27 protein-coding genes are annotated in these 24,475 nt (G+C 61.5%); 4 read left to right on the top strand and 23 right to left on the bottom strand.

Features of this window, described 5'->3' with window-relative positions:
- Nucleotides 1-16 precede the first annotated feature (16 nt).
- The 5 genes from EET67_RS16505 to EET67_RS16485 all read right to left on the bottom strand — a co-directional run bounded on the left by EET67_RS16505 (nucleotide 17) and on the right by EET67_RS16485 (nucleotide 3,691).
- Nucleotides 17-448, bottom strand: a complete 432-nt coding sequence (locus tag EET67_RS16505) for an SRPBCC family protein (protein ID WP_128627294.1) — start codon at nucleotides 446-448, stop codon at nucleotides 17-19.
- Nucleotides 445-789: an ArsR/SmtB family transcription factor gene (locus EET67_RS16500; RefSeq protein WP_128627293.1), complete on the bottom strand. Its 345-nt coding sequence runs from the start codon at nucleotides 787-789 to the stop codon at nucleotides 445-447. Before EET67_RS16500 ends, EET67_RS16505 begins: the two co-directional genes overlap by 4 nt.
- 54 nt (nucleotides 790-843) lie before the next feature.
- Complete coding sequence (locus tag EET67_RS16495) at nucleotides 844-2,580, bottom strand: SulP family inorganic anion transporter (RefSeq protein WP_128627292.1); 1,737 nt, start codon at nucleotides 2,578-2,580, stop codon at nucleotides 844-846.
- 52 nt (nucleotides 2,581-2,632) lie between these two features.
- Nucleotides 2,633-2,902 carry a helix-turn-helix domain-containing protein gene (locus EET67_RS16490; protein ID WP_128627291.1) on the bottom strand — a complete coding sequence of 90 codons (270 nt, stop codon included), beginning with the start codon at nucleotides 2,900-2,902 and terminating at the stop codon, nucleotides 2,633-2,635.
- A gap of 87 nt (nucleotides 2,903-2,989) precedes the next feature.
- On the bottom strand, nucleotides 2,990-3,691 hold the full coding sequence (locus EET67_RS16485) for a phosphatase PAP2 family protein (protein ID WP_128627290.1): 702 nt from the start codon (nucleotides 3,689-3,691) through the stop codon (nucleotides 2,990-2,992).
- A gap of 134 nt (nucleotides 3,692-3,825) precedes the next feature.
- Here EET67_RS16485 and EET67_RS16480 point away from each other — a divergent pair, with 134 nt between their 5' ends.
- On the top strand, nucleotides 3,826-5,817 hold the full coding sequence (locus EET67_RS16480) for a PhoX family protein (protein WP_128627289.1): 1,992 nt from the start codon (nucleotides 3,826-3,828) through the stop codon (nucleotides 5,815-5,817).
- Nucleotides 5,818-5,965: 148 nt separating this feature from the next.
- On the opposite strand, the gene EET67_RS16475 is transcribed toward EET67_RS16480, so the two are convergent.
- Entirely contained in the window at nucleotides 5,966-6,301 is a 336-nt protein-coding gene (locus EET67_RS16475) for a hypothetical protein (protein WP_128627288.1), read from the bottom strand.
- Nucleotides 6,302-6,493: 192 nt separating this feature from the next.
- Between EET67_RS16475 and EET67_RS16470 the strand changes: the two genes are divergently transcribed.
- A complete protein-coding gene (locus EET67_RS16470; protein ID WP_128627287.1) occupies nucleotides 6,494-7,198 on the top strand; it encodes an SDR family oxidoreductase in 705 nt (234 codons plus the stop codon).
- Between the two features lie 76 nt (nucleotides 7,199-7,274).
- On the opposite strand, the gene EET67_RS25675 is transcribed toward EET67_RS16470, so the two are convergent.
- The 16 genes from EET67_RS25675 to EET67_RS16390 all read right to left on the bottom strand — a co-directional run bounded on the left by EET67_RS25675 (nucleotide 7,275) and on the right by EET67_RS16390 (nucleotide 22,086).
- On the bottom strand, nucleotides 7,275-7,589 hold the full coding sequence (locus EET67_RS25675; RefSeq protein WP_165899930.1) for a DoxX family protein: 315 nt from the start codon (nucleotides 7,587-7,589) through the stop codon (nucleotides 7,275-7,277).
- Between the two features lie 28 nt (nucleotides 7,590-7,617).
- Nucleotides 7,618-9,015 carry an amidohydrolase family protein gene (locus EET67_RS16460; protein ID WP_128627285.1) on the bottom strand — a complete coding sequence of 466 codons (1,398 nt, stop codon included), beginning with the start codon at nucleotides 9,013-9,015 and terminating at the stop codon, nucleotides 7,618-7,620.
- 140 nt (nucleotides 9,016-9,155) lie between these two features.
- Entirely contained in the window at nucleotides 9,156-10,178 is a 1,023-nt protein-coding gene (locus EET67_RS16455) for an ABC transporter substrate-binding protein (protein WP_128627284.1), read from the bottom strand.
- 78 nt (nucleotides 10,179-10,256) lie between these two features.
- Entirely contained in the window at nucleotides 10,257-11,117 is an 861-nt protein-coding gene (locus EET67_RS16450; RefSeq protein WP_128627283.1) for an ABC transporter permease, read from the bottom strand.
- 52 nt (nucleotides 11,118-11,169) lie between these two features.
- A complete protein-coding gene (locus EET67_RS16445) occupies nucleotides 11,170-11,958 on the bottom strand; it encodes an ABC transporter ATP-binding protein (protein WP_210211132.1) in 789 nt (262 codons plus the stop codon).
- Nucleotides 11,959-12,304: 346 nt separating this feature from the next.
- Nucleotides 12,305-12,670, bottom strand: a complete 366-nt coding sequence (locus EET67_RS16440; protein WP_128627282.1) for a hypothetical protein — start codon at nucleotides 12,668-12,670, stop codon at nucleotides 12,305-12,307.
- Nucleotides 12,667-13,527, bottom strand: a complete 861-nt coding sequence (locus tag EET67_RS16435; protein ID WP_128627281.1) for a DODA-type extradiol aromatic ring-opening family dioxygenase — start codon at nucleotides 13,525-13,527, stop codon at nucleotides 12,667-12,669. The genes EET67_RS16440 and EET67_RS16435 overlap by 4 nt, the downstream gene beginning before the upstream one ends.
- A 35-nt stretch (nucleotides 13,528-13,562) precedes the next feature.
- Nucleotides 13,563-14,753, bottom strand: coding sequence for a CaiB/BaiF CoA transferase family protein (locus EET67_RS16430; RefSeq protein WP_128627280.1), 1,191 nt, complete (start codon nucleotides 14,751-14,753; stop codon nucleotides 13,563-13,565).
- A gap of 8 nt (nucleotides 14,754-14,761) precedes the next feature.
- A complete protein-coding gene (locus tag EET67_RS16425; protein WP_128627279.1) occupies nucleotides 14,762-15,574 on the bottom strand; it encodes a citryl-CoA lyase in 813 nt (270 codons plus the stop codon).
- Nucleotides 15,575-15,597: 23 nt separating this feature from the next.
- Nucleotides 15,598-16,236, bottom strand: coding sequence for an NADPH-dependent FMN reductase (locus tag EET67_RS16420; RefSeq protein ID WP_245450959.1), 639 nt, complete (start codon nucleotides 16,234-16,236; stop codon nucleotides 15,598-15,600).
- Between the two features lie 202 nt (nucleotides 16,237-16,438).
- The gene (locus EET67_RS16415) at nucleotides 16,439-17,239 is read right to left on the bottom strand and encodes an IclR family transcriptional regulator domain-containing protein (protein WP_128627278.1); all 801 of its coding nucleotides are present in this window, start codon (nucleotides 17,237-17,239) and stop codon (nucleotides 16,439-16,441) included.
- A 153-nt stretch (nucleotides 17,240-17,392) separates the two neighbouring features.
- The gene (locus EET67_RS16410; RefSeq protein WP_245450957.1) at nucleotides 17,393-18,124 is read right to left on the bottom strand and encodes an ABC transporter ATP-binding protein; all 732 of its coding nucleotides are present in this window, start codon (nucleotides 18,122-18,124) and stop codon (nucleotides 17,393-17,395) included.
- Nucleotides 18,105-18,830 (bottom strand): ABC transporter ATP-binding protein, encoded by a 726-nt coding sequence (locus EET67_RS16405; RefSeq protein WP_128627277.1) that lies wholly within the window; start codon nucleotides 18,828-18,830, stop codon nucleotides 18,105-18,107. Before EET67_RS16405 ends, EET67_RS16410 begins: the two co-directional genes overlap by 20 nt.
- Complete coding sequence (locus EET67_RS16400; RefSeq protein ID WP_128627276.1) at nucleotides 18,827-19,777, bottom strand: branched-chain amino acid ABC transporter permease; 951 nt, start codon at nucleotides 19,775-19,777, stop codon at nucleotides 18,827-18,829. Before EET67_RS16400 ends, EET67_RS16405 begins: the two co-directional genes overlap by 4 nt.
- Complete coding sequence (locus tag EET67_RS16395) at nucleotides 19,774-20,652, bottom strand: branched-chain amino acid ABC transporter permease (RefSeq protein ID WP_128627275.1); 879 nt, start codon at nucleotides 20,650-20,652, stop codon at nucleotides 19,774-19,776. Before EET67_RS16395 ends, EET67_RS16400 begins: the two co-directional genes overlap by 4 nt.
- Nucleotides 20,653-20,817: 165 nt before the next feature.
- Entirely contained in the window at nucleotides 20,818-22,086 is a 1,269-nt protein-coding gene (locus EET67_RS16390) for an amino acid ABC transporter substrate-binding protein (RefSeq protein WP_128627274.1), read from the bottom strand.
- Nucleotides 22,087-22,318: 232 nt separating this feature from the next.
- On the opposite strand from EET67_RS16390, the gene EET67_RS16385 reads away from it, so the two are divergent.
- Both EET67_RS16385 and EET67_RS16380 read left to right on the top strand, forming a co-directional pair.
- Nucleotides 22,319-22,870, top strand: a complete 552-nt coding sequence (locus EET67_RS16385) for a TlpA disulfide reductase family protein (protein WP_245450955.1) — start codon at nucleotides 22,319-22,321, stop codon at nucleotides 22,868-22,870.
- The gene (locus tag EET67_RS16380; protein WP_245450967.1) at nucleotides 22,857-23,951 is read left to right on the top strand and encodes a transglutaminase-like domain-containing protein; all 1,095 of its coding nucleotides are present in this window, start codon (nucleotides 22,857-22,859) and stop codon (nucleotides 23,949-23,951) included. The genes EET67_RS16385 and EET67_RS16380 overlap by 14 nt, the downstream gene beginning before the upstream one ends.
- Nucleotides 23,952-24,025: 74 nt before the next feature.
- Here the strand turns inward: EET67_RS16380 and EET67_RS16375 are convergent, their stop codons facing one another.
- Nucleotides 24,026-24,253, bottom strand: a complete 228-nt coding sequence (locus EET67_RS16375; RefSeq protein WP_128627271.1) for a sulfurtransferase TusA family protein — start codon at nucleotides 24,251-24,253, stop codon at nucleotides 24,026-24,028.
- Nucleotides 24,254-24,475 lie beyond the last annotated feature (222 nt).

Below are 24,475 nucleotides of genomic sequence, written 5' to 3'. Positions count from 1 at the left end.
CTCCTATGTAGGCGGGTCAGGCGAAATGCCGTTCCAGCTTGTCCAGAGCCCCCATCCAGCCCATGCGGTGATTGTCGCGTGCCTTTTCGTCGAAGAATTGTTCATGTGTCAGCGTCAGCATGGTGCCCTCGCCTTCCGGCCGCAGCGCCACCGTCACCAGGGATTCGCGTTCCGGCGTCGAGCGCCACGCCCAGCTGAACACCAGCTTTTCATCAGGCACCACCTCGCGATAGGTGCCGCTGACGCTGTGCTCCTCTCCATCCAGGGCACGGAAAACGATGTGGAAGCTTCCGCCGACGCGCACGTCGGTTTCCAGAAGCAGCACCTCGTCGCCCTCCTGCGGCCCCCACCAGGCCTTCATGCTCTCCGCCCTTGTCCAGGCGTCGTAGACCTTCCGCGGCGTGGCGTTCAGCCGGCGTTTCAGGGTCAGGCTGGGTTTTGCGTTCATCGATCCTCCTCTCCGGTCTCCTCGACAAATCTGGCGAGCCGGTCGAGGCTGGCCGACCAGAAGCGCTCATAACGAGCGAGCCAGTTCATTGCCTCTTCCATGGGCCCGGCATTCAAGCGGCAAGCGACAGTGCGTCCGGTCTTTGCACGGGTGATCAGGCCGGCATCCGACAGCACGTCCAGATGCTTCATGATCGCCGGCAGCGAGACCGGAAACGGCCGTGCCAGTTCACTCACCGAAAGGCTGTCTTCCTTTTCCAATCGCGTCAGCAGCGCCCGCCGGGTCGGATCGGCAAGGGCGGCAAAGGTGCGGTCGAGATCGGCATCGGCATACTTAACCATAAAGTTAAGTATCAGGCCAAATTGGCGTGCTGTCAACCGCCCGGCGAAAGAACCTCAGACGACGGGCTGATCGTCCCTGCGGCTGTCTGCCCTGATCTGTGCAAGGGCGCTGTCGATGGTAGCTCGATGATGGACATGTGGAGGCTTCACGCCATGGGTGGCCAGCATCTTGCGCATTTGCGGCGACGCGCCGGTGATGAAGAATCGGACACCGGCATTTTCTGCCTTGCGCCCCACGCCTTCGATGACATTTGCCGCCGTCGAATCCAGGAACGGCACCGCCGAGCAGTCGAGCACGAAATTCTTGTGCCTGTCGGCGATCCGGTCGAGAACCGCACCCACGGTCGAAGCCGCGCCGAAGAAGAAGGCGCCGGAAATCCGGTAGACTACGGTTTCGGGGTCGCTGGCTTCGGCCGCGTCATAGGCGACGCGGTCGCCATTGGCCGTATCGGCACGGTCCTCCATGACGACCGGCGCATGCGCTTCCACCTCGATCGCCTTGGCCATCCGGTCGATGAACAGAAGCGCCCCAAGCGCGAAACCGACGACGATACCGGTGGTCAGATCGCGGAAGATGACCAGGCCGAACGTGGCGAGCAGCACCAGCGCATCGCCGCGCGAGGAGCGGATGAGGGCAGCAAAGGCAGGCCGTTCCACCATGTTCCAGGCGACGATGGCGAGTACGCCGGCAAGGGCAGCAAGCGGAATGTAGCTGGCGAGCGGGGCGGCAACCAGCATGAACAGCAAGAGGAAGACTGCGTGGAGCATTCCCGACACCGGGCCATGCGCACCGGCGCGTATGTTGGTCGCCGTGCGCGCGATGGTTCCCGTCACGCAGATGCCGCCGAACAGCGCCGAGCCGATATTGGCAAAGCCCTGCGCCACCAGTTCGCAATTGGAACGGTGCCGCCGCCCGGTCATGCCGTCGGCGACGACGGCCGACAGCAGCGATTCGATCGCGCCCAGAAGCGTGAAGGCGATGGCGTCGGGAAGCACGGCCACGGCCTTGTGGAGACTGAAGGAAGGCAGCGCGGGTTCGGGCAACATGCGCGGAATACCGCCGAAGCGCGTGCCGATCGTCTCCACTGGCAGGTTAAAAATAGTGACGGCGAGCGAGGCCAGCCCCACCGCGATCAGGAAACCCGGCCAGCCCGGCCGCCAGCGCTTGAGCCCGGCAATCGTGGCGATCGTCAGCACCGCCACAGCTATTGCTGCGCCATTGACGGTTCCCATGGCTTGGCCGAGCATGATCAGCTTGGGCAGCAGGTCGCCCGGTTCCTTCTCAGCCAACGTCAGGCCGAACAGGTCGTGCAGCTGGCTGGCAAAGATGATCACCGCAATGCCTGCGGTGAAGCCGACCGTCACCGGATAGGGAATGAATTTGATATAGGTTCCAAGCCGCAGATAGCCTGTGATAACAAGGAAGACGCCTGACATCATCGCTGCCAGGATCAGCCCGTCGACGCCATGCCGCTCGACGCTTGCCGCCACCAGCACGATGAAGGCGCCGGCTGGCCCGCCGATCTGGAAGCGGCTGCCGCCCAGCAGCGAGACAATGAAGCCGCCGACAATGGCCGTGAACAGCCCCCGCTCAGGCCCGACGCCGGAGGCGATGGCGATTGCCATGGAAAGCGGCAGCGCCACGATGGCAACGGTAAGGCCGGCGATGGCATCGGCACGAAAATGCGCGAAGCAGTAGCCTTCACGCAGTACCGTCACCAGTTTCGGGGTGAACAGTTCTGAAAAACTCGGTTGTGGCCGGCTCGCGCCGGTCCGGTGGCGTTCGCTCATCTCTGTCTTCCGCTGTGCGCACCTGAAAGCCAGGCCACGCCTGTTGTGCGGATCAGCCGGAAGTCCCGCCGGGGCCAGGTTGCCTGAGGCGCACACCCCGGCCGCCGCTCTCGCTCGGCTGGTTTTCGCCGATCAGCTCCACGCCCGCGCTTTCCAGCGCCTGGATCACCTTGACCAGCGTATCGACCACCCCCCGCACCACACCATCGCTTGCCTCCATCCGCTGGATGGTGGGCAGCGAAACGCCGGCAAGTTCGGCGAGCGTCTTCTGATCGATGCCGGCCAACGCCCTTGCGGCGCGCATTTGCGCTGCTGTGATCATTGGTCGGGGCTCCTGCCTGAGTCCGCAAAATCAATGTATGATACAATCATAATGATGTTTCAAGCATCAGTTTAGACTTACCAGGCATCAGACATCGTCTCCGTTTCGCTCTCGCTTCAGGAACCAGCGGGCGATCAGCCAGCACAGCATCGCCCAGGCAGTGCCGGCACACCATCCGGCAAGAACGTCGGAAGGCCAGTGCACGCCCAGATAGATGCGGCTTACCCCGACGCAAAACGTCACCAGCACCGCCAGGAAAAGCACATAGAGCTTTGTGGCGCGGTCCGGCAGAATATGCGTCAGAAGCGCGCCGAGGGTCAGATAGGTGACCGCCGAAAGCATCGCATGACCGCTCGGGAAGCTTAGCGTATGCACTTCGACCAGATGCGAGACGAGGTCCGGGCGCGGCCGGTCGATGCCGAGCTTCAACACGCTGGACAATATCTGGCCGCCCGCAATTGCGGCGAACACGAACAGCGCGGCTGCCGGCTTGCGGGCAAGCAGCAGATAGACGATCGTTGAAAGCGTGATGAAGATCAGCACCACCGTGCCGCCAAGGCTGGTGACGTCGCGCACCGCTTCTTCCATCCAGGCCGGGCCGATGGGGGAAGACGGGTCGCCGGCGACACGGAAAGCCAGCAGGATTTCGGTGTCGAAACCGTGTGGCTCGGCATCACGCGCGACCTCCATCAATTCGACGAAGCCCCATAGCCCGCCGGCAATGACCAGCAAGGCGAGCAACACGATGAATTCGATTTTGACGCGCAAGGGCGATAGTGGTTTTATCATCTCCTCCTCAATAGGCAGGCTGCCGGCGGTGTGCAACGCGCGACTGCACCATGGCGCCTGTCATGTTGCTGTTATGCAGCGAGGCTAGCGGTGGCCCCGTCTCCAGCCATGGATGAAGCCAGAGGAAAACCGTGATGAACGAACATCTCTCTCCCGACCAGAAATTCCGCACCAGCCGGCTTGAGGAGAATGACGGGCCGAGCCGCAACCCGACCCAGAACCGGACGATGGGCGAGGTCATCGCCGCGCGTTTCTCGCGCCGCGGCTTCCTGCAAGGCTCGCTGGCGGCAACCGCGATCGCCGCGACCGTCAGCCCGATCGCGCTGATCACCGCCGACAATGCCCGCGCCGCGAGCGGCTCGGCCTTTTCCTTCGACGAGGTCGAGGCCGGCATTGACGAAAAGCATCATGTCGCCGCCGGCTATGATGCCGATGTGCTGCTGCGCTGGGGCGATGGCCTGTTTGCCGATGCACCGGAATTCGATCCGACCAAGCAGAGCGCCGACGCCCAGCGCCGCCAGTTCGGCTACAATAACGACTATGTCGGCTATATCCCGATCGACGGCTCGGCCGAGCACGGCCTGCTGGTGGTCAACCATGAATATACCGACCCGCATCTGATGTTCCCCGGCCTTGTCACCCTTGCCGAAGGCAAGATCACCATGGCCCCGCTGACCAAGGAACAGGTCGACATCGAGATTGCGGCTCATGGCGGCACGGTGGTCGAAATCCGCAAAGCAGACGGCAAATGGCAGGTCGTCAAGGAAGGCAAGCTGAACCGCCGCATCACCGCCGACACGCCGATGCAGATCACCGGCCCGGCTGCCGGCCATGATCGGCTGAAGACCAATGCCGACGCAACCGGCACGAAGGTCCTTGGAACCATCAACAATTGCGCCGGCGGTGTCACCCCCTGGGGCACCTACATCATGGCCGAGGAAAACATCCATGGCTATTTTGGCGGTGAATTACCGGCCGACCATCCGGAAGCGGCCAATTACGAGCGCCTCGGCATTCCGGAAGGCACCTATCAATGGGCCGGCTTCTACGACCGCTTCGACGTCGCCAAGGAGCCCAACGAGCCCAACCGCTTCGGCTGGATCGTCGAGGTCGATGTCAACGACCCCAATTCGACGCCGAAGAAGCGCACCGCGCTCGGCCGCTTCAAGCATGAGGGTGCGGAATCCATCGTTGCCAAGGACGGCCAGGTCGTCTTCTATCTCGGCGACGACGAGCGCTTCGACTATGTCTACAAATTCGTGACCGCCGGAAAATTCAATCCGGACGACCGGGCTGCCAATATGGATTTGCTTGATGAGGGCACGCTCTATGTCGCCAAATTCGCTGAGGACGGCAATTTTGAATGGCTGCCGCTGGTGCATGGGCAGGGACCGCTGACGCCCGAAAATGGCTTTGCCAGCCAGGCCGATGTCGTGATCGAGACCCGCCGTGCCGCCGACCTGCTCGGCGCGACCAAGATGGACCGCCCGGAGGACATCCAGCCCAATGGCGTCAACGGCAAGGTCTATGTCATGCTGACCAACAACACCAAGCGTAAGGACGACCAGGTCGACGCCGCCAATCCGCGCGCCGAGAACGCCTTCGGCCACATTATCGAGCTGGTCGAGGAAGGCGGCGATTTCGCAGCCACCAAGGGCAAGTGGGAAGTGCTGCTGAAATGTGGCGATCCGTCGGTTGCCGAAGTCGGCGCTTCCTTCTCCACCTCAACCACCGCCAATGGCTGGTTCGGCATGCCGGACAATTGCGCCGTGGATTCGGCCGGCCGCCTGTGGATCTCGACTGACGGCAACTCGCCCAAGGCCACCGGACGTACCGATGGGCTGTGGGCGGTGGACACAGAAGGCGAGGCGCGCGCCACCTCCAAGCTGTTCTTCCGCGTGCCGGTCGGCGCCGAAATGTGCGGGCCGCTGTTCACGCCGGATGACGAGACCGCCTTCGTCGCCGTCCAGCATCCGGGCGATGGCGGCGACGACTGGGAAGGCTTCGGCCGCCCGTCCTATTACGAGGACCTTTCCACCCGCTGGCCCGACTTCAAGGACGACATGCCGGTGCGTCCGGCGGTCGTGGCCATCACCAAACAGGGCGGCGGCAAGATCGCCGTCTGATAGCTCGCAACTTCCCTCTTCTCCCCGCTCGCGGGAGGCGGCTATCCTCGATGTCGCCGTTGCCTCCTTCTCCCCGTTTACGGGGAGAAGGTCCGGCAGGGGATGAGGGGCAGTATAAAAGCCGAAATTCTACCCCCCCAACGCCCGCCTACTTCGCGGCTGCCGGTCCGAACATGATCATGCCGACCGCAACGACCGCCAGCACAAGCCCCGCGCTCTGCACAGTGCCGAGCCGCTCGCTGAAATAGGCCAGCGCGATCACATTGACGGCCACCAGTTGGATCACCGCCGACAGGCTGAAGGCCGACGACATGCCGAATTCGCGCACCAGCCGCAGCATGATCAGATTACCCAGGGAATAGAGCAGCAGGGTCAGCGCCAGCTTGCCGAGGCCTGGCGCCAGCGCCCAATATTTGGCGACAGTTGCCGCAAGCAGGAATATCGCCGTCGAGGCGGCGAGCTGCACGATGCCGGACAGGGACAAATCAAGCCTCCGAAAGACTGATCCGGCGCGGCGCGCTCGGCTGCATGATCTGTCGGCCAAAGGGTCGATTGCGTCAAGATGGTGCCCACGGCCTTGATGCGATAGGGCTGGCCACCTATTGGTCCAGGCGCTTGTTTCGCCGCATGGTGCTTAGGTTTCGCCGACCAGCAATGAAGAGAGAGGCTTTCGAAGATGTCCGAAGTCAAGGTAGCGATCATCACCGCCGGCGGCAGTGGCATGGGCGCCGATGCGGCACGCAAACTCGCTGAAGACGGGTTCAAGGTCGCGATCCTGTCCTCGTCGGGCAAGGGCGAAGCGCTTGCGACAAAGCTGGGCGGCATCGGCGTCACCGGCTCGAACCGCTCCAATGACGACCTGAAGCGCCTTGTCGATGCCGCACTGGAAAAATGGGGCCGCGTCGACGCCGCCGTCAACAGCGCCGGCCATGGGCCACGCGCCCCGGTGCTGGAAATCAGCGACGAGGACTGGCATCTGGGCATGGAGACCTATCTGCTCAACGCCGTGCGGGTCGCGCGCCTGGTCACCCCGGCGATGCAGACGCAGAAATCCGGCTCCATCGTCAATATCTCGACCTATGCGGCCTTCGAGCCGGAGGCGCTGTTTCCCACGTCGGGCGTGTTCCGCGCCGGGCTTGCCGCCTTCACCAAGCTCTATGCCGATAAATATGCGGCCGAGAACATCCGCATGAACAATGTGCTGCCGGGCTTCATTGACAGCCTGGCAGAGCGCGAGGAACGCCGCGAGCGCATTCCGATGGGCCGCTATGGCCGCGTCGAGGAAGTCTCGGAACTCATCGCCTTCCTGGCCAGCGACAAGTCGAGCTATATCACCGGCCAGAACATCCGCGTCGACGGCGGTATCACGCGCTCGGTATAGGACACGATCTTGAAGGTTTGCAGACTTTCGGACAGATCATGCTGCAAAACTGCGCCGACATCGACACAGCGCGCCTCTATAGAATGAGGCCGATGCAGAGCGCGCCCATCAGCAGCGGGAACTGCATACGCAGCCATTCCTGCGTCTTGCCGAGCGAGAACACCACCCCGGCCAGGATCGCCAATGCCAGCAGGGCGCCCAGGCTGCGGCTGGTTGCAAACAGCAACCCAGCCGCAGCCGCCAGTTCCATGATGCCCACCGCTAGGCGCAACCAGGGCGGATAGTTCCAATGCGCGAATTCGGCCTTCACGAATTCGGGCCCGGTGAGATTGAGATAGGCTGAGCCGACGAAAATCAGCACCAGCGCCCACACGGTGATCTGTTCAAGCATAGCCGCCCCTCCCAGAAATTTTCCCGCCTCAACATTGCGTGGCGCGATACACCGCATTGCCGGCGCAACCCGGGCATTGCGGGGTGAGGATGCCGCCGGCCGCCGTGCGGATACGCATAGCCGACTTTCCCGCACTGCCGACAATATTCGGCACATCGGCGCCGACCAGCTTGCCGCCACGCTTGAGGATGCGGCCATCGACCATGACGGTATCGATATTGGCAGGCGTTGCCGACATCACCACCGTCGCCTCGATATTGGCGAGCGGGGCGATGTTTACGTCATCGGTGCGGATCAGGATGATATCGGCCTGCTTTCCGGGCATAAGCGAACCGGTGACATCTCCAAGGCCGAGCGCGCGGGCACCGTTGATGGTGCCCATCTCGATGACCTCGTGCAGGCCGATCGGCGGCAGGTGTTCGGTGTCGCTGCCTTGCCATGGGATACCCATGTTCCAAGTCAGGCGCATGTTCTCCAGCATGTTCGGCGGCGCAATCGAGGTTGCGTCCGACGACAGCGAGACCATCACACCCGCCTCGCGCATCTTCAGAAGCGCGCGCCGGGCATCGCCGGTTTCGCCGAGGCGCAGTTCGGAGTGCGTCGCATAGCTCAGCGGCGTCCTGGTGCGCGCCATCGCCTCCCGGTCGCTTTGCGTGGCTGCGATATAGTGGCAGAACAGGAAATTAGACCCGAGGAAGCCGCGGCGCTCATAGTCAGCGGCATCGTCCGTATTCGGCGCGGCCTGGCTGGCATGGATGGCGACAGGAAGCCCGAGCTTAAGCATCATCTCCATTTCTTCATAGAAGACTTCGATATTGCTCTGGATCGGGCCGCGCAGATTGACGCCGAGATGGACCAGCCCCTGCAGCCGCGACGGGTCGGCAAACCATACGTCCCGAACGCGCGGCAGGTCTTCATAGCGGTTCACCTGATCGACCGGCATCTTGTCGATATGGCCCATGGCGTAGCGGGCGCGCAGGCCGGAGTCGCGATGCGCCCGCAGCTCGGCATCGACATGGGCGGGCGAACGATTGTTGTGCGACCAGTTATGCACCGTCGTGACACCGCCATTGGCGAGTTCGGCCAGGCCGAGCCTGACGCTGTTGTAGAAATCCTCGGCGTCATAAAGTGCAGCGGTCGCCCATTTCGCCGGGAAATATTCATAGCCGCCATCGGAGATGAAGTTGCGGCCGAGCGTGCTCCACATATGGTAGTGGGAATCGATCAGGCCCGGCATGACGATCATGTTGCTGGCGTCGACAATCTCGACACCATCCGCCTCGATGCTCTCTGCAACCTTCTCGATACGGCCGTCGCGGACGAGCACGTCGGCACGCGGCAGCGTGCCGACCGACCGGTCGACCGTAATCACCGCTCCACCACGGATGAGGTAGCTGCCTTTTTTCTGTTCGAAGATGGCCGACATGATCGAAGGTCCTTATGCAATTTCTGTGTTTGGGAGCATCGTCACTCAATCTGTGCCCTACTGCTCAAGTCGTCTAATAAAGAGGCACGGTCGGGCATTTTACGTCCACCCGACCGTGCCGGCGGCAAATGCCGATCGGGCTATTTCAGGTAGTCGTTCGTGACGGCCTTGCTGACATCGACGTCGGTCGAAATCAGACCGTTCTCTAGCATGAACTTTTCCTGCTTCTCCCACACGGCGACGTCCTGCCAGCCAATGCCGTTCGCCTCGGTTTCCGGGCTAACCGAAATGCGTGCGATCTCTGCCAGGGAAACGACTGCCTCCTCCTTGCTGATCGACGGAATCTGCTTGATGACACCGTCGGCGGCATCCGCCTGGTTGGCCATCATCCACTCGACGCTCTTGCGCCAGGCGCGCAGGAAAGCCTTGTAGCTGTCCGGCTCGGCCTTCAGCGCTTCCTCGTCACCCACGAGGCCGAAAGTGTAGAAGCGCGGCACGCCATAATCGGTGAAGGTGAAATAGGTATAGGTCGACTTGTCGTCGGCCGGCTTCTTGATCTGCACATTGTAGATCGGCGGCTCGTCCCAGCTGATCGCGTCGCCGAGCGCATCGATGCGCTGGCTGAGCAGCAGCGGCATCTGCGTGAAGCCGACGGTCACAATATTGACCTTGGAGAGATCGGCGCCGCCGGACTTCAGGCTGTGCTCGAGCATGACCTTGTTGAAGGGAATGCCGGTGATGCCAACATTCTTGCCTTCGAGCTCCTTGATATCCTTCACACCGGCTTCTGCCGGCACCAGAACACCCGTCGTACCGGTCTGATGGTTGGTGCCGATCGACACCACCGGCAGGCCCTTGCTGCGGGCAATGATGACGTCGGTCGAATGCGCCGTGGCAAGCTCGGCGCCGCCAGTCGCCACGAGCTTCAGGCCGTCCGCCGGCGAAGTCGGCGAGATCAGTTCCAGCTCCAGCCCCTCGTCGGCGAAGAACTTCTTGTCGATGCCGTTGAGCACGGCAGCGTCCCAGATGCCGGGCTTGGCAATCAGCGCATATCTGAACTTGGTCAGTTCGGCAGCGGTGAGCGAACTGGTCAATGCAAGCGTCGATGCCAATGCAGCGACGGCGACGCAGGCCAATGGTTTCAATTTATTTATGACAGTCATGTTTTGCTTCCCCTTATTTGCGACGGTTGAGCGTCTGTTGTTATGGCAGGCTTAGGAAATCGGTAGCGAGGGCGGCGGCTACTGCCTTGGGCGTGCAACCGCCGCAGCGGGTGATTGCGGGCTGCGCTGGGCCCGCAGCCAGGCCATAGTCGGACGGGCGTAGATCCACGGCATAGACAAGCGCTCGATCAGGCCGACCAGGCCGAACAGCGCCATACCGGCGATGCCAAGCACAGTCAGCGAGGCGAAAACGCGGGTAGTGTTAAGCAAGGCGGTATCCTGGGCAATCAGGTAGCCGATACCCTGGCTCGCGCCGACCCATTCGCTGATGGTGGCGCCGATCACGGCAAGCGTTGCTGCCACCTTCAACCCGCCAAAGATGCTGGGCAGGGCCACCGGCAGCCGCAGCTTGAAGAATATCTGCGCCGGCGTGGCATTGAGCGAGCGGAAGAAATCGATGAAGTGCGGCTCGAGGCTTTTCAGCCCGGTCACGGCGGCAATCGTCAGCGGAAAGAAGGCGACGATCGCGGTGATGATGATGCGCGGCAGGCTGTTATAGCCGAACCAGATCACCAGCACCGGCGCCATGGTGATGATCGGGATGGTCTGCGATGCCACGACGAGCGGCAACACGCCCCGCCTGAAAGCGGAAGAATAGAGAATGAGCACGCTCAAGACCGCTGCAACCACAATGGCGGCGAGATAGCCGGCCATCGTCTCGGCCATGGTCACATGCAGCTGCGGCAGGATCACGGTTGGCCCGCTGATCATCAGTTCCTTGAATATCTCGGTCGGCGCCGGCAACACGAAGGGCTGTATCTGCAGAAGATGGACAGCGGCCTCCCAGATCGCAAGCAAAGCGACCACAATGCCAAGCGGCAATGCGGCATCGCCGAGACGAGAAAGGAAGGAAGCGTGGTTTGTTTTCTGCGCGTTCATTACGGTGCCTTCGTCGAATAGCTGGTCCGGCGGGGGACGTTGCGCTGAAAGTTCAATGCAGGGCGTCAGTCGCACCTTTGTCGCCGCGCAACAGGGCAAGAACCTGCCGCTTATGGTCGGCGAATTCAGGAGTCATGGTCACGTCCCGCCCTCTGTCATAGGGCAAAGTGATCGGCACGATGCCGGCAAAGCTCATCGGCCGCGGCGTCGCCACATAGACACGGTCCGACAGATAGACGGCTTCATCCGGGTCGTGAGTGATGAGGATCATGGTCTGCTGAAACTCGCGCTGGATGCCCAGAAGCCACTCATGCATGGTCGCCCTGGTCAGTGCGTCCAGCGCTCCGAAGGGCTCGTCGAGCAGAACCACGGAACGCTCGCACATGATCGTTCGCAACAGCGCCGCACGCTGGCGCATGCCGCCGGAGAGCGCGGTCGGATAGGAGTTCTCGTAGCCCTCGAGGCCGAAGCGGCGCAGCAAGGCGAGTGCCCGGTTGCGCACTGGTTCCATCGGCTTGCCGGCAAGCTCCGGCCCGAGCACGACATTGTCGAGGATGGTACGCCAGGGCAGCAGCAGGTCGCGCTGCATCATATAGGCGACATGACCGGGGCGACCGACAATCTCCTTGCCGTCCAGCGCAACTTCGCCGGAAGTCGGCTTCAAGAGCCCGGCAATGATGTTGAATAGGGTCGATTTTCCGCAACCGCTCGGGCCGATGATCGACACGAACTCGTTGCGGTTCAATGCCAGATCCACACCTTCCACTGCGGGCACCAAGCCTCGGTCAGGCGTCATGTAGCCGCAATGCAGGCCGGAAATCTGCAGTCTTACACCGTCCATACGCCCGAACCTCGGCTATTCGCGTTGACGGAGGTAAGGCCCGTTGGAAGAAGGGCATTCTGCGCACTCTTCATCATTGGTCCTCCCACCAATAATCAAACTCTAACATCCCTCAGTATTTCGGTCAACGAAATATTTTTCGCTTAACGTCGATTTTTTGTGTCGTGACCGAAATCATGTAGCGTCACAAAGGACAGGCAATCCGCCGACTGGTAGCCCCAGGCAGATCGACCGAGCAGTCGGATATCGTTGCTGCATCGGCGCGGCAGCTGCCGCCGCATGCGCCTGAAATATCTCCGAGCATGCAGTTAAGGCATGCCCGGAAATACCTGCCGAGGGTAAAGCCTCACTCCCCGACCGGCGGGTAGTCACGACCTTCCCAATGGGCGAGGCGCTTGGCGAAATCTCGCTGGAACGAGAGCGGCCCGTATTTGGCCGTCCATTCGTCGTCATAGATGGCAATGAATATTGTCAGCGACAGGAAGAAATGCGCCCCCATCTCGAACAGGGCGACAATATCATGATTGATGAGCGCCTCGCGTTCGGCGTCGGTCAAGCTATGCACGGTCGACGTTTCGACATCGCTCAGCTTCGGGCCGATCGACTGCTCCCAGGTGGCAACGAGATTGCGCGGATCTTCCTTGTACCGGCGCAGCAGCTCGGGGTCCCGGTCGACGGTATAAAGGAACTTGTTGACGTAATATCTGCTCATTGCGCCGCTCCTTCCGGGTACCAGGTGATATAGGCTTCCATCGTATGGAAGAGGCTCAGGCTGTCGCTATAGGCAGCGGGGATCGGCCCGGCGATGCCCATCATCAGAATGAGGTCCATGAAGCCATGCGTGGCGTTGCCGCTTCTAGCCATGCTCTCATGGGTGACATTGGCAAGAATGGCATCGATATTGCCCGTCGACAGCCATTCGATTGCCTGGCGGTCAAATTCCGGGTCGGGACCAGTCTCCCGGAACTGGCGCGGTCCGCCAAGCTCAAGCGACAGGTGTCCGGAGCCGATCGCGGCGATGCGCTTGTCGGAGGGATATTCGTCGATGATCTCGCGAATGGCCCGCCCCAACTCCCAGAAGCGCTTCGGCGAGGGCAAAGGCGGAGCGAAGATATTGGTGTAGATCGGCACCACCGGCAGATCGGCCTGCGGCCTCGTGGTGATGATCGGACAGATGATCGAGTGGTCGAGCTTCAGCTCATTGCTGAAGGCGAAATCGAAGCCGCGCGCCAACAGACCCTTGTGCATGAAGTTCGAAAGGTCTTCATGGCCTTCCAGGACATATTTCGGAATGCCGAATTCCCGCTCCTCATTATAGAAGGTCGCGTCGTAGCGAGGCGCCTTGCCGATCAGAAATTGCGGATAATTGTCCAGGAAGAACTGGTGGAAATGGTCAGCCCCGACCATCACCAGAAGTTCCGGCTCGGCTTTCGTCAAGGTTTCGCGATAGGCCTCGACCTTGCGTTTCCATTCTGCGGCCTGCGGAATCTGCTGTTCTACCGGGGCGGTCGTCGCCTTCAGATAGAATGGGTGATGCGTTGTGGCGAGCACGGCTGCCAGCTTTGCCATTGATTCTCCTCCCTCCTGAGCCTTGCCTTGCTGGCCTATGCCTGCGCGGCAGCCGGCATCGTTTCTGTTTCCCTTCGCGGCCATGCCATAGGCGAGCGCGCCAGCGCCTCGCGGATGGCGGCGCCATGCTGGTTGACGACCGGGGCGGCTGTCACCTCCTTCGCACGCTTGCCATCGAACGAATAGGCCGGGCGGACCGACTTGTATGCGCCTTCAACGCGCTCGGCGACCGGCACGATCATGCCCAGATGCTGCGCCTGCGGATCGGTGAGCACATCCGAGATCGAATTGATCGGCGCAAAGGGCACGTCAAAAGCCGAAAACCGTTCCGTCCATTCGCTGCGGTTACGGGTGGCGAAGATCTCGTTCAGCGCCTGGTTCAAGGCGTCGTAATTGTCGATGCGCAGCAGGCGCGTAGCAAAGCGCGGGTCGGCGGCAAGATGCTGCGCGCCGGTCGCTTCCACCAGCGCATCCCAGAATTTATCCAGCGACGAGAGATGAAAGGCGAACAGCTTGCCGTCCTTGCAACGCATGATATAGGCCTGTGCCAGCCGTGGCCGGTCGGTGCCGCTCGGCTCTTCACCAAGCGCGAAATAGCCCATGAACGGCTCCACCGCGAAATGCATCATGGCCTCCAGCATCGAGATGTCGATGCGCTTTCCCTTACCCGTGCGGCTGCGCTCGACAAGAGCCGCCGAGATGCCGAGCGAGGCATAGATGCCGGTGATCGCATCCGCCAGCGCCGGGCCGATGAAGCGTGGCTGCTTGGGATCGATGGCAACACTGAGGAAGCCGCTGACCGCTTGCGCGACGGAATCATAGACCGGCCGCTGCGCATAAGGGCCGTCCGGCCCGAAGCCGCTGATCGAGCAGTAGATCAGCTTCGGGTTGACCTTGATCAGCGTCTCGAAATCCGCACCGAAGCGCGCGGCAGCACCCGGCCGGAAATTCTGGATATAGACGTCCGACTGGGCGATCAGCTTGTAGAATATGTCGCGGTCGCCCCCGTCTTTCAGGTTGAGGCCGATGGCACGCTTGTTGCGGTTATAGGCCTGGAAATGGGCGCTGTAAAAACCGGTCTTGAAGGCCCGGTAAGGGTCGCCATTGCCGGCCGATTCCACCTTGATGATGTCTGCGCCGAGATCCGCCAGCATCATCCCGGCGCATGGCCCGGTGATGAAGGTGCCTTGTTCGACGATACGGATTCCGTCCAATACGCTGGTCATGGGATGCCTTAATTTTCGTTGGCCACGAAGCCGTCAGGCGCCGGGCCGTCATATTCGATGACGCCGGCTGCGCCGCGTGACATGATGAAACCGATGGAGCGCTGCTGTTCTTCAAGCAGATGGGCGACGAGACTAGCAGTGCGGGCCAGCAGCGGCACGCCCTTCAGCGCAAGCAATGGATAGCCGGCATCGAGCAGCACACAGGGGATGGCACCCGACACATTCATCACCAGCGCCTTGCCGATCACGTCGGGCAACACGGTCTCCACCGTGCGGGCAATCTCGGCATAGACGCCGGCCGTACCTGTGCTTTCGCCTAAGGCGACCAGCTTTTCGGCGCGCGGATCGCGACCCTTGTGCAAAGGATGGCCGTAGCCCGGAATGGCGCGCTTTTCGGCGCGATAGCGGCGAAGCACGACTTCGGTCGCAGCCGCCATCGCGGCGGACGTGCTTTTCTGCTCCTCCAGAATTTCCTGGAACAGCCGGCCTGCATCTTCAGACGCGCCCAGAATGACCGAGCCGCAGCCCAGCAGGCCGGCGGCCACCGCACCCTGCAGGGCCTCCGGCGCGGCCGCCAGCGTCATGCGGCTCACCTGCACGCTGGGCACCATGCCATGCTCTGCAATCGATACGAGCGTCGCATCGAGGATCCGCCGCTGCGGCACCGTCGGCAGTTGGCCGGTGATCAGCAGCCAGACATGTTCGGTAAAGGAGATCGAGCCGACAAGATCTTCGACCAGGTCGTGGCCCCGCACGACGATGGTGTCCGGATTGGACGTGCAGATGGACTGGAATGGTGAGTTCTGTTTGCCGATCTTCATGAGGTTTTCCCAATCTCGCTTAACTAACCGAGCGCCGGCGCGTCGACCCTGCGGTGGGTCCGCACCCAATGGTGGAACTTGTGCATGTAGCCCTGCAGGAAGGCCTTGGTGGATTCGTCAGTGATGTCGCCTTCCGGCGTGATCAAACTGGCTGTGAGCTGGAGATAGACTTCCGGTTGCCCCATGGTCGGCATGTCGAGATAGCCCAATATCGCGCGCAGATGCTGCTGCGCCGCTACAGTGCCCAGCCGGCCAGCCGAGGCACCGGCAATCGCCACCGGCTTGCCGGTCCAGGAATTGGCGCCCGCCGGTCGCGACAGCCAGTCCAGTGCGTTTTTCAGCAAAGCGGTGATGGAGCGGTTGTGCTCCGGCGTCACGATCAGGACGCCGTCGGCCGCCTGGATTGTGCTTTGCAAACGTGCGACCGGCTGCGGCATACCGGCCTCGAGAACGCTCTGGTTGAACAGGGGCAACTCGTCGAGCGCCGGAACATCGAAGGCGAGGCGGTCATCGCCAAGGCGCATCATCGCCAGCGCAAGGCTCCGGTTCAACGAACCCTGCCTGGCGCTCCCGACCAGCACTGCAACGCGTAATGGCCCCACTTCTCCATCCCCTCCTGACTGGCCGCGACCGATCTGCATCGGTAGTTTCGCCAGTTTCATCAATTTCGCCTAACGAAATTATTTTCGGATTATGAAGATACGAGTGAGCCCTTGTCAAGCGTGCGCAAGCGAATTTTGTGAACCAGATAATGGATGTCCAAGACGCCGTGACGGCATGCGAAATAAGGTGGCGGCAATGCCGCCGACCTTGAACCGTCAGGCCTTTCCGTGGCTTGCGAGCAAAGAAAGAAATTGAGTCGGCTCAGTGCGTTCCGAGCGAATGCAGCAGGGCGGGATAGCGCAGCAGGAGATTGGAGACGCGTGCGGCGGCAATACGCATTTCGGCAAGTCGCTGCTCAAGCAGGTCCTGTGGCTTCAGGCGGGGCGAATAGCCGGATGTGTTGACGGCGGCCACCACCTTGCCGACACCGTCGCGGATCGGCACCGCCAGAGCGGTGATGCCGTAATCGAGTTGGTCTATCGTGATCGAATAGCCATTGACCCGCACCTCGGCCAGGATGGCGCGAAGGGCCTCCTCGTCGGTGACGGTCATGTCGGTCAGTTTGCGCAACTCGGCTTTCTTGAAATAATCGTCGACCTCTTCGGGCGCCAAATGGGCAAGCAATACCCTGCCCATAGAGGTCGCATAGGCAGGATAGGTGACGCCGATGCTAGCCATGCGCCGCGCCGCCCGCGTTTCGGAAAGATGCGCGATGTAGAGCACATTGACCCCGTCCAGTACCGCCACATTGGCCGCGTCGCCGAACAATTCGGTAATGCGGTGCAGTTCCGGCATGATCGCCTCGTCCACGCGCACCGCCTTGAGATAGGCCGAGCCCAGCGTAAGGATTCGCGGGGCGAGCAGGAAATGCTTGTGGTTGCGACACACAAAGCCCAAGGCCTCCAGTGTGTGCAGGTTGCGCCTGACGGTCGCCGGCGACATGTCGACCTTGCGCGCCAGTTCCGTTAGCGTCATCTCGGGCGTCTCTTCATCGAAGGCTTCAATGACAGCGAGGCCCCGCGCCAGCGCTTCGACATATTCCGGGTTTTTTTCGTCGCTCATTCTCTGCAGCTATCCGATTGGCCCGTCTGAACGAATCTCATCTCGATATGTCAATATATCACGGATGCCATTAGTCGAATGGAATTTCGTGTAGCGAATGTTTTTGGGCTTCGTTCAACTTTGCTGAGCCGGTTTCGGCGATAGCGGAGGAAATCAGGCTGCACCGAGCAGTGCGCGGCGGATGTCGTCGTGGTCGATATCACCGGAACTTCTGTCGAAATTGCGGGCAATGCGGCCGTGAGCCAGGACATAGGCTCGCGACGCCACGTCGATCGCCTGCAGGAAGCTCTGCTCGGCCATCAGGATGGTCAGGTTGTTGTCCTTCTGCAACGTCCGGATCACCTCGATGACCTGGCTGACGACGATCGGCGCCAGGCCAACGGATGGTTCGTCGACCACGATGATCTTGGGCACTCCCATCAGCGAGCGGGCAATGGCCAGCAATTGTTGCTGGCCACCGCTCATCGTGCCGGCCAATTGCGCCTTGCGCTCGCGCAGAAGCGGGAAGGTCTGGTAGCAATATTCGAGATTCTGGCTTAGCCGATCGCGTACGACCGGATTGCTTCCCGCCAGCCTGAGATTGTCCTCGACCGAAAGGCTAGGAACCAGCCGTCGCCCTTCGGGAACCATGGAAAGGCCCCGCCGGACGATTTCATGTGCCGGGAGTGCGGTCAGATCAAGCGCCTTGCCGTCCCATTCGAGAATGATGCGGCCACGCGTGGGCTTGATGAAGCCCATGATGCAGTTAAGCAAGGTGCTCTTGCCGTTTCCATTGGTGCCGAGCAGGGCGACAAACTCGCCTTCCGTGACCTCGATCGACACGTCATGGAAGACAGACACCGCACCATAGCCGGCGCTCAGATTCTCAATGATGAGCCTGTTCACCAAAATACACCTTCTGCACCGTCGGGTTGCGGGTCACTTCCTCGGCCGTGCCCGAAGCTATGAGTTGCCCTGTCTCAAAGCACACGACACGTTGCGAGAAGCGCATGACGGCATGCATGATGTGCTCAATCATGATCACCGCCACGCCCTGCTCGTTGAGGCTGTACAATATGGCCAGGACCTCATCGATCTCGGCTTCCGAAAGCCCGGCCATCGCCTCGTCGGCAATCAGCACTTTCGGATTGCCGACGAGCGCTCTGGCCAATTCGAGCTTGCGAAGTTCAAGTTGGGAAAGGTCCTCGGAAGGGTAGGCGGCACGCGCCGACAGCCCCACCCTCTCCAGTACCTCGGCTGCGCGCCGGTGCCTGTCCTCGACACCATGGATATAGTCCAGCGGAACCAGCAGGTTCTCCACCACCGACATTCCCCTGAAGGGATGCGGAATCTGGAAGGTGCGGGATATGCCGAGGCGAGCGCGCCTGAAGCTGGGAAGCGCGGTGATATCGGCTCCTTCGAACCGGACCGAACCGCTATCCGGCCTCAGCACGCCGGTAATGCAGTTGATCAGGGTAGTCTTGCCGGCACCGTTGGGGCCGATGATGCCAAGCCTTTCATTTGCCATCAGGTCGAGATCGACCGGTCCGAGCGCCCGAAACGGCCCGAAGGACTTTTCGACACCGGACATCGACAGGGCAGGCCGGCTCATAGGCGCGCCTCCGTGCCCTTCCGGCGGACAAGCCCGATCAAACCGTTCGGGGCCAGCGCGACAAAGGCGATAAGCACGACGCCGACAAAGAGGATGTTGAGTTCGGAGGAGATGGTGATCGTCGCGATCTGCTGCGTGGTGGCCAGTAGCAGGGCGCCGATGACCGGGCCCTGCCAACTGCGCGTGCCGCCGATCAGCGGCATGGCGATGGCGTTGAGGCCGATGATCAGGCTGAAGGCAGTCACCGGCTCCACAAAGGATGTATAGAATGGATAGGGCGCGCCGGCCGCAGCCAGGACGGCACCGCTGACGGCGCAGGCGAGCAGCTTGAGCCGCAATGTCGGAACGCCTGAGCATTCCGCCGCGTCTTCGCTGGCGCGGACTGCGCGCAGGCCGCGCCCCACCCAGGACAATTGCATCCAGCGCGCCAGCGACACGCTGGCGACCGCAATCAACAGCATCAGGACGAACATGTATTGCGGAGGCCCGGCGGCCCAGCCGGGCGGCGGCGGCCCGTACACCACCATTCCACGCGCGCCGCCAAGGGCGGGGATATTGTGGATGATCGTCTCCAGGATGATGACCAGCCCCAGTGTGGCAATGGCGAAATAGACCCCCTGGATGCGCAGCGTGAGATAGCCCATCAAAAGGCCAAGCCCGGCGCCGATCACGCAGGCCGCAATGAGGCTGCCCCACAAGGGAATGCCGAAAGCGTTGAACAGGAAGGCGGAAGCATAGGCTCCTGCTCCAAAGAAACCCGCCGCGCCGAAATTGATGTAACCGGCATATCCGCCAAGGATGTTCCAGCCGGTGGCAATGACGACATATTGCAGGATGACATAGCCGGCAAAGAAATAGAACGGATTCTTGAGCACATGGGGCGCAAGGAACCCCGCCAGCACGATGACCAGCATGGCCAAGCCGAAAGTCCAACCGCCACGCGTCATCGCACAGTTCCGAACAGCCCTTGCGGGCGCAGCGCGAGCGCACCGAGCAGCATGGCGAAGGCCACGCCGGGCGACCAGGCCGGATTGAGATATGAGGCGATCAACGTCTCGGCTATGCCGAGCCCGATGGCCACCACCAGCGTGCCCGGTATGGAGCCCATGCCGGCGAGCACGACGATGGCAAAGACCCGCCCGATCTGGAAGCGCCCGCTGAACGGATCGATCGGCCCGATCATGGCAAGGGCGGCGCCGCCGATGACGGCCGTTGCCGTGGCCAGCCCGAAGGCCTGGCGCTTGATCGCGGCAGGGTCGAGCCCGGCAATCGACAGCGCGCGCTCGTCATGGGCGACCGCGCGGATAGCGGTGCCGGAATTGGTGTATCTGAAGTAGAGCCAGAGCGCGCCCACCGTGGCTGGCCCGAGGATAGCCGGCACGAGCAGTCGTGAGGGAATGGTGAGCGGGCCGAATCTCAGGCTGCTGCCTATATAGGGCGCGGTGAGGGATTTGAGCTCCGACCCATAGGCCAGCACAAGGATGATTTCGATGACCAGCGACAGGCCGAAGAAAAGCGTCAGGCTTTGCAATACGTCAGCGCGCCCCCGCCTTTCGAACGTATTGGCATAGAAGGAATAAAGCAGCATCCCCAGCAGGTAGAACGGAACAAGGCCGACCAGGGCCGCGATCAACGGATCGACGCCGAACCGATTGGCATGGACGACGAAATAGCCGCCCATGATCACGAGAGCCGGATGGGCGATATTCGGGATATGCAGAATTCCGAAGGTGATCGCCAGGCCCAGCGCCACCGCAGCATAGACGCTGCCAAGAAGCACGCCCGTGGCGACCACGTTCATGAATAGATCAAACTGTGTCATACACCCTCATCCAGGGCCGGCCGCTGCGCGGCCGGCCTCGTCCTACTGCGCTGCTTAGAGCGCCGTGCGTCTAATCAGACGCACAAAGGACGCTCTAACACTTTGATTGAGCATCGGAATATTCCGAAAACCGGATTCCACTTTTCGGTCCGATGCTCTAGCTGCCTAGCCGGCACGTGCCTTGTTGTAGGGATGGATGAGGTCACCCGACTTGAGCTCGGGCGGGTCGATAATGACCTGGCGACCGGCCTCGCGGAACTGGGCCAGGTCGTTGCCCTCCACATTCTGGATCTGGACCATCAGAACCCTGCGCGTCGTCCAGTCGCCGATCTCGTTGAAGGTCGCCGGGCCGACGATGGTGTCCACCTTGTTGGCGTGAAGCCATTGAGCCATGGCGGCCTGGTCGAGCGAGCCGGCGCCTGTGATAGCAGCGGCGGCCAGTTGGCCCGCGACATAGTAGAAGGGCGGAATGTAGAAGCCGAGCGGATCGACGCCCTCCTTCTCCGCCCGTGGAACGTAGCGATCGAAGAAGCTCTTGATCTCGGCGGACTGCATGGTGGGCTCGGGCGAAAACAGATGGCAGTTCACCAGCCCGTTCAGTTCCGGGCCAAGCGAACTCAGCAGCGAACCATATTGCGGGCCGATCATGGCGCCGCCGAACAGCTTGACGCTGTCGGGAACGCCGATCTCCCGAACGCTGTGGATGATGGCCGTGCTGTCGGCGGGATAGGAGCCGATGAACACCGCATCAGGATTGGCCGCACTGATATTGCGCAGGATCGTGGAAAAATCCGACGTATTGGGCGGATAGCTCTGGTTGAAGACGATCTCCATGCCGTATTCCTCGGCAACCTTCGCTCCACCCACGGCGGCGTTTTTGGAAAATTCGAGATCGTTGGCCAGAATGGCCAGCTTTTTGACCCCCACCGACTTTGCCAGATCGAAGAATCCGCGCGCCCAATCGGTTCCCGAATTGGGGCCCCAGGCCGCGCTGTGGAAGAATTTGTCGTGCTTTGCCTGGTCATTGCCGGCGAGCGGAAACATGCCGATCATGAACAAGTCACGCTGCTTGATGAAGGGCATTACCGGTGCCGTGAGGCTGGCGCCGTAAGGTCCGAACAGAACATCGCACTTCTCGACATCGACAAGCGCAGAATAGATTGCAGGTATATTTGAAGCTGTACTTTGGTCATCGAGCAGGACCAGTTCGACGGGTCTGCCAAGCAGACCGCCGGCCGCGTTGACGTCGTCGCGCCAGAGTTCATAGCCGATCTGGCCGTTCTTGGTGCCTGCCAGCGCGCCCGTCAGGGAAATGCTCGCCCCGAACCGGATCGGCTTGTCCTGGCCGAAGGCGCGGCCGGTCAGCACGGCCGGCATGGCCAGGCCGGAAGCTGCGGCAGCCGCCAGCCTGTTGAAATTTCGTCTCGTAATCACCGTCTTCCTCCCAAAAATTCGCTAAGCGAAATCTTTTTCGATTTTAGAGTGTACCGCTGGCCCCCGATTGTCAATGCCCGCTGCATGGCATTGACAATGCCCCACATCGACATGAAGGTAAGGCGTGGCCTTCGACACGGGCCCCGAGGCTCGGGGTGCTTCTCTTCCATCCGACTCAGCCCGCGATCACCATTCGCGATGGATGGTTGTCTGTCGGCATTGGCTCAAACCCATGGCTGCGGCTCTCCTGCTGGTTTCAGGCGCCACGGCGGCTTTTTCCGCCGAGCTTGCCCGCTGGACGGGCGAACCCAAGCCGCCCCTGCATCTCGAAAGCCTCTATCACGGCCGGGTTTCCCTTGACGACCACAAGGGGCGCGCGGTGCTCGTCCATTTCTTCGCCACATGGTGCGAGCCATGCGTGGAGGAAATGGCGTCACTCGAACGATTGGCAGTGCGCCGGCAAGGCGATGAGCTGAGCATCCTCGCCATTGATGTCGGCGAGGTGGACGCGCGCGTGCGCAACTTCTTCAAGCGCAATCCGGCCAGTTTCCCGGTGCTGCTCGATCGCGACCGCGCCGTCATCAAAGCCTGGCAGGTCAAGGCGCTGCCGAGCAGCTTCATATTGGATTCCAACCTTGTGCCCGTCCTGTTCGTGGAGCGTGACGTCGATTGGGATGATCCCTCGGTCAACTCCGCACTGGATGAGTTGATCAAAACCCTGCCGAGGGACGATCGGCGAGACGTGGATAAGAGGGAGGCAGATGAAAATGATAAACCGACGTGATTTCCTGGCCGGCGCGACCGCCTGTTCGACAGCAGCGCTGATACTGCCCGGCATCGCAGGCGCGACTGCGCGATTCGATCCCCAGCCCGGCGAGTGGCGCAGCTTCCGCATCACCACACGCCTCGAAATTCCGAAGGCGGATGGAGCCGTGCAGGCATGGGTGCCGCTGCCCGCGCTCGAGGACGGCGGATGGATATTGCCGGTAGGCGATAAATGGACCGGCAATGAAGCTGCGGCCGAAATCGTGACGGACCCTAAATATGGTGCGAAGCTGCTTCATGCCCGCTTTGCCGGCGATCAGCCGTCGACAATCGAGGTCGAAAGCCGCTTCAAGACGCGCGACCGCGCCGCCACATTGAACGCGTCCGGCAAGGCCGCACCCTTGAGCGACGCAGAGCGCCAGATCTATCTTGAAGCAACCGAACTGATGCCAACCGATGGCCTGGTGAAGCAGACCGCCGATGAGATCACGGCCAGCCTGTCCGGCGATGCCGACAAGGCCAGGGCGATCTATGAGTGGGTCGTGGAAAACACCTATCGCAAGGCCGAGACTCTCGGCTGCGGAACCGGAGATGTCGCCAGCCTGCTGCTTTCAGGCAATCTCGGCGGTAAATGTGCCGACCTGAATGCGCTTTATGTCGCGCTCGCCAGGGCCGCAGGCCTGCCGGCGCGCGATGTCTACGGCATAAGGGTCGCGCCCTCGAAGTTCGGCTACAAGAGCCTCGGTGCAGGCTCCGAAACCATCACCAAGTCGCAGCATTGCCGCGCGGAAGTCTATCTATCCGATCACGGTTGGGTGGCGGCCGATCCGGCCGATGTCCGCAAGGTGATGCTGGAAGAGCCGCCCCGCGACAACGCGATCGATTCGCCGCTGGTCACCGCTGTCCGGGAAAAGCTGTTCGGCTCGTGGGAAGGCAACTGGCTGGCCTACAACACCGCCCATGATCTCGTCCTGCCGGGGTCGGATCACAAGGTGGCCTTCCTGATGTACCCGCAGGCCGAGATCGCTGGCGCCTTGCTCGACTGCCTCGATGCCGACGGCTTCAAATACACGATCACGTCGGCAGAGATCACGGCATGAATCTGCCGCGTGCATGATCCCCAACCGGCGGATCATGCGACAATCAGGTGAGCTGGGCGGCACGTCCGCCCCGCTCACCGCTTTCGTACGATCCTGAAGATGAAGAGATCGTCCTGCCGGTCCTGCGCCACAAGGGCGTGGCCGGTCTGGGAGACGAAATGAGGAACATCGATCACGGTCAGCGGATCGGTGCATTCCAGAACGAGTTCGCCGCCAATGTCGATGTCGCGCAACGCCTTCTTGGCACGCAGCACAGGGTAAGGGCAGCGCAGGCCGCGCAAGTCCAGTCTGGTCTCCTTCATAGGTCGCCTGTCGATCTTTCCGTGATGTGCGGAGCGTAATCGCGCCCGCCTCATACTGTTCAGCATCGACGTGCATGTTGCAAGCGGGCCAGGCCACTTACGCTGCTTACGGCTTGGAGAACTATGTCCGGCAGAGAAAACATGACAAATGCTATCATATTTTAAAAGGTGAGGAAGAATCCTTCGATCTCAATACTTAGTTCAATCTTTGAAAATGTTTGT

It is taken from the genome of Borborobacter arsenicus (assembly GCF_003934165.1).
Lineage (GTDB): Bacteria > Pseudomonadota > Alphaproteobacteria > Rhizobiales > Rhizobiaceae > Pseudaminobacter > Pseudaminobacter arsenicus.
The sequence above is the reverse complement of the archived record's forward strand: the minus strand, read 5'-3'. Positions and strand labels throughout refer to the sequence as shown.

Excerpts from the sequence above, each read along its gene's own strand:
- EET67_RS16405 (WP_128627277.1), bottom strand. The coding sequence starts at position 18,830 with ATGAGCCGGCCTGCCCTGTCGATGTCCGGTGTCGAAAAGTCCTTCGGG.
- EET67_RS16505 (WP_128627294.1), bottom strand. The coding sequence starts at position 448 with ATGAACGCAAAACCCAGCCTGACCCTGAAACGCCGGCTGAACGCCACG.
- EET67_RS16435 (WP_128627281.1), bottom strand. The coding sequence starts at position 13,527 with ATGGCAAAGCTGGCAGCCGTGCTCGCCACAACGCATCACCCATTCTAT.
- EET67_RS16415 (WP_128627278.1), bottom strand. The coding sequence starts at position 17,239 with ATGAGCGACGAAAAAAACCCGGAATATGTCGAAGCGCTGGCGCGGGGC.
- EET67_RS16420 (WP_245450959.1), bottom strand. The coding sequence starts at position 16,236 with ATGAAACTGGCGAAACTACCGATGCAGATCGGTCGCGGCCAGTCAGGA.
- EET67_RS16425 (WP_128627279.1), bottom strand. The coding sequence starts at position 15,574 with ATGAAGATCGGCAAACAGAACTCACCATTCCAGTCCATCTGCACGTCC.
- EET67_RS16450 (WP_128627283.1), bottom strand. The coding sequence starts at position 11,117 with ATGAACGCGCAGAAAACAAACCACGCTTCCTTCCTTTCTCGTCTCGGC.
- EET67_RS16480 (WP_128627289.1), top strand. The coding sequence starts at position 3,826 with ATGAACGAACATCTCTCTCCCGACCAGAAATTCCGCACCAGCCGGCTT.
- EET67_RS16485 (WP_128627290.1), bottom strand. The coding sequence starts at position 3,691 with ATGATAAAACCACTATCGCCCTTGCGCGTCAAAATCGAATTCATCGTG.
- EET67_RS16385 (WP_245450955.1), top strand. The coding sequence starts at position 22,319 with ATGGCTGCGGCTCTCCTGCTGGTTTCAGGCGCCACGGCGGCTTTTTCC.
- EET67_RS16440 (WP_128627282.1), bottom strand. The coding sequence starts at position 12,670 with ATGAGCAGATATTACGTCAACAAGTTCCTTTATACCGTCGACCGGGAC.
- EET67_RS16495 (WP_128627292.1), bottom strand. The coding sequence starts at position 2,580 with ATGAGCGAACGCCACCGGACCGGCGCGAGCCGGCCACAACCGAGTTTT.
- EET67_RS16400 (WP_128627276.1), bottom strand. The coding sequence starts at position 19,777 with ATGACGCGTGGCGGTTGGACTTTCGGCTTGGCCATGCTGGTCATCGTG.
- EET67_RS16470 (WP_128627287.1), top strand. The coding sequence starts at position 6,494 with ATGTCCGAAGTCAAGGTAGCGATCATCACCGCCGGCGGCAGTGGCATG.
- EET67_RS16375 (WP_128627271.1), bottom strand. The coding sequence starts at position 24,253 with ATGAAGGAGACCAGACTGGACTTGCGCGGCCTGCGCTGCCCTTACCCT.
- EET67_RS16445 (WP_210211132.1), bottom strand. The coding sequence starts at position 11,958 with ATGGACGGTGTAAGACTGCAGATTTCCGGCCTGCATTGCGGCTACATG.
- EET67_RS16500 (WP_128627293.1), bottom strand. The coding sequence starts at position 789 with ATGGTTAAGTATGCCGATGCCGATCTCGACCGCACCTTTGCCGCCCTT.
- EET67_RS16430 (WP_128627280.1), bottom strand. The coding sequence starts at position 14,753 with ATGACCAGCGTATTGGACGGAATCCGTATCGTCGAACAAGGCACCTTC.
- EET67_RS16490 (WP_128627291.1), bottom strand. The coding sequence starts at position 2,902 with ATGATCACAGCAGCGCAAATGCGCGCCGCAAGGGCGTTGGCCGGCATC.
- EET67_RS16460 (WP_128627285.1), bottom strand. The coding sequence starts at position 9,015 with ATGTCGGCCATCTTCGAACAGAAAAAAGGCAGCTACCTCATCCGTGGT.
- EET67_RS16455 (WP_128627284.1), bottom strand. The coding sequence starts at position 10,178 with ATGACTGTCATAAATAAATTGAAACCATTGGCCTGCGTCGCCGTCGCT.
- EET67_RS16395 (WP_128627275.1), bottom strand. The coding sequence starts at position 20,652 with ATGACACAGTTTGATCTATTCATGAACGTGGTCGCCACGGGCGTGCTT.
- EET67_RS25675 (WP_165899930.1), bottom strand. The coding sequence starts at position 7,589 with ATGCTTGAACAGATCACCGTGTGGGCGCTGGTGCTGATTTTCGTCGGC.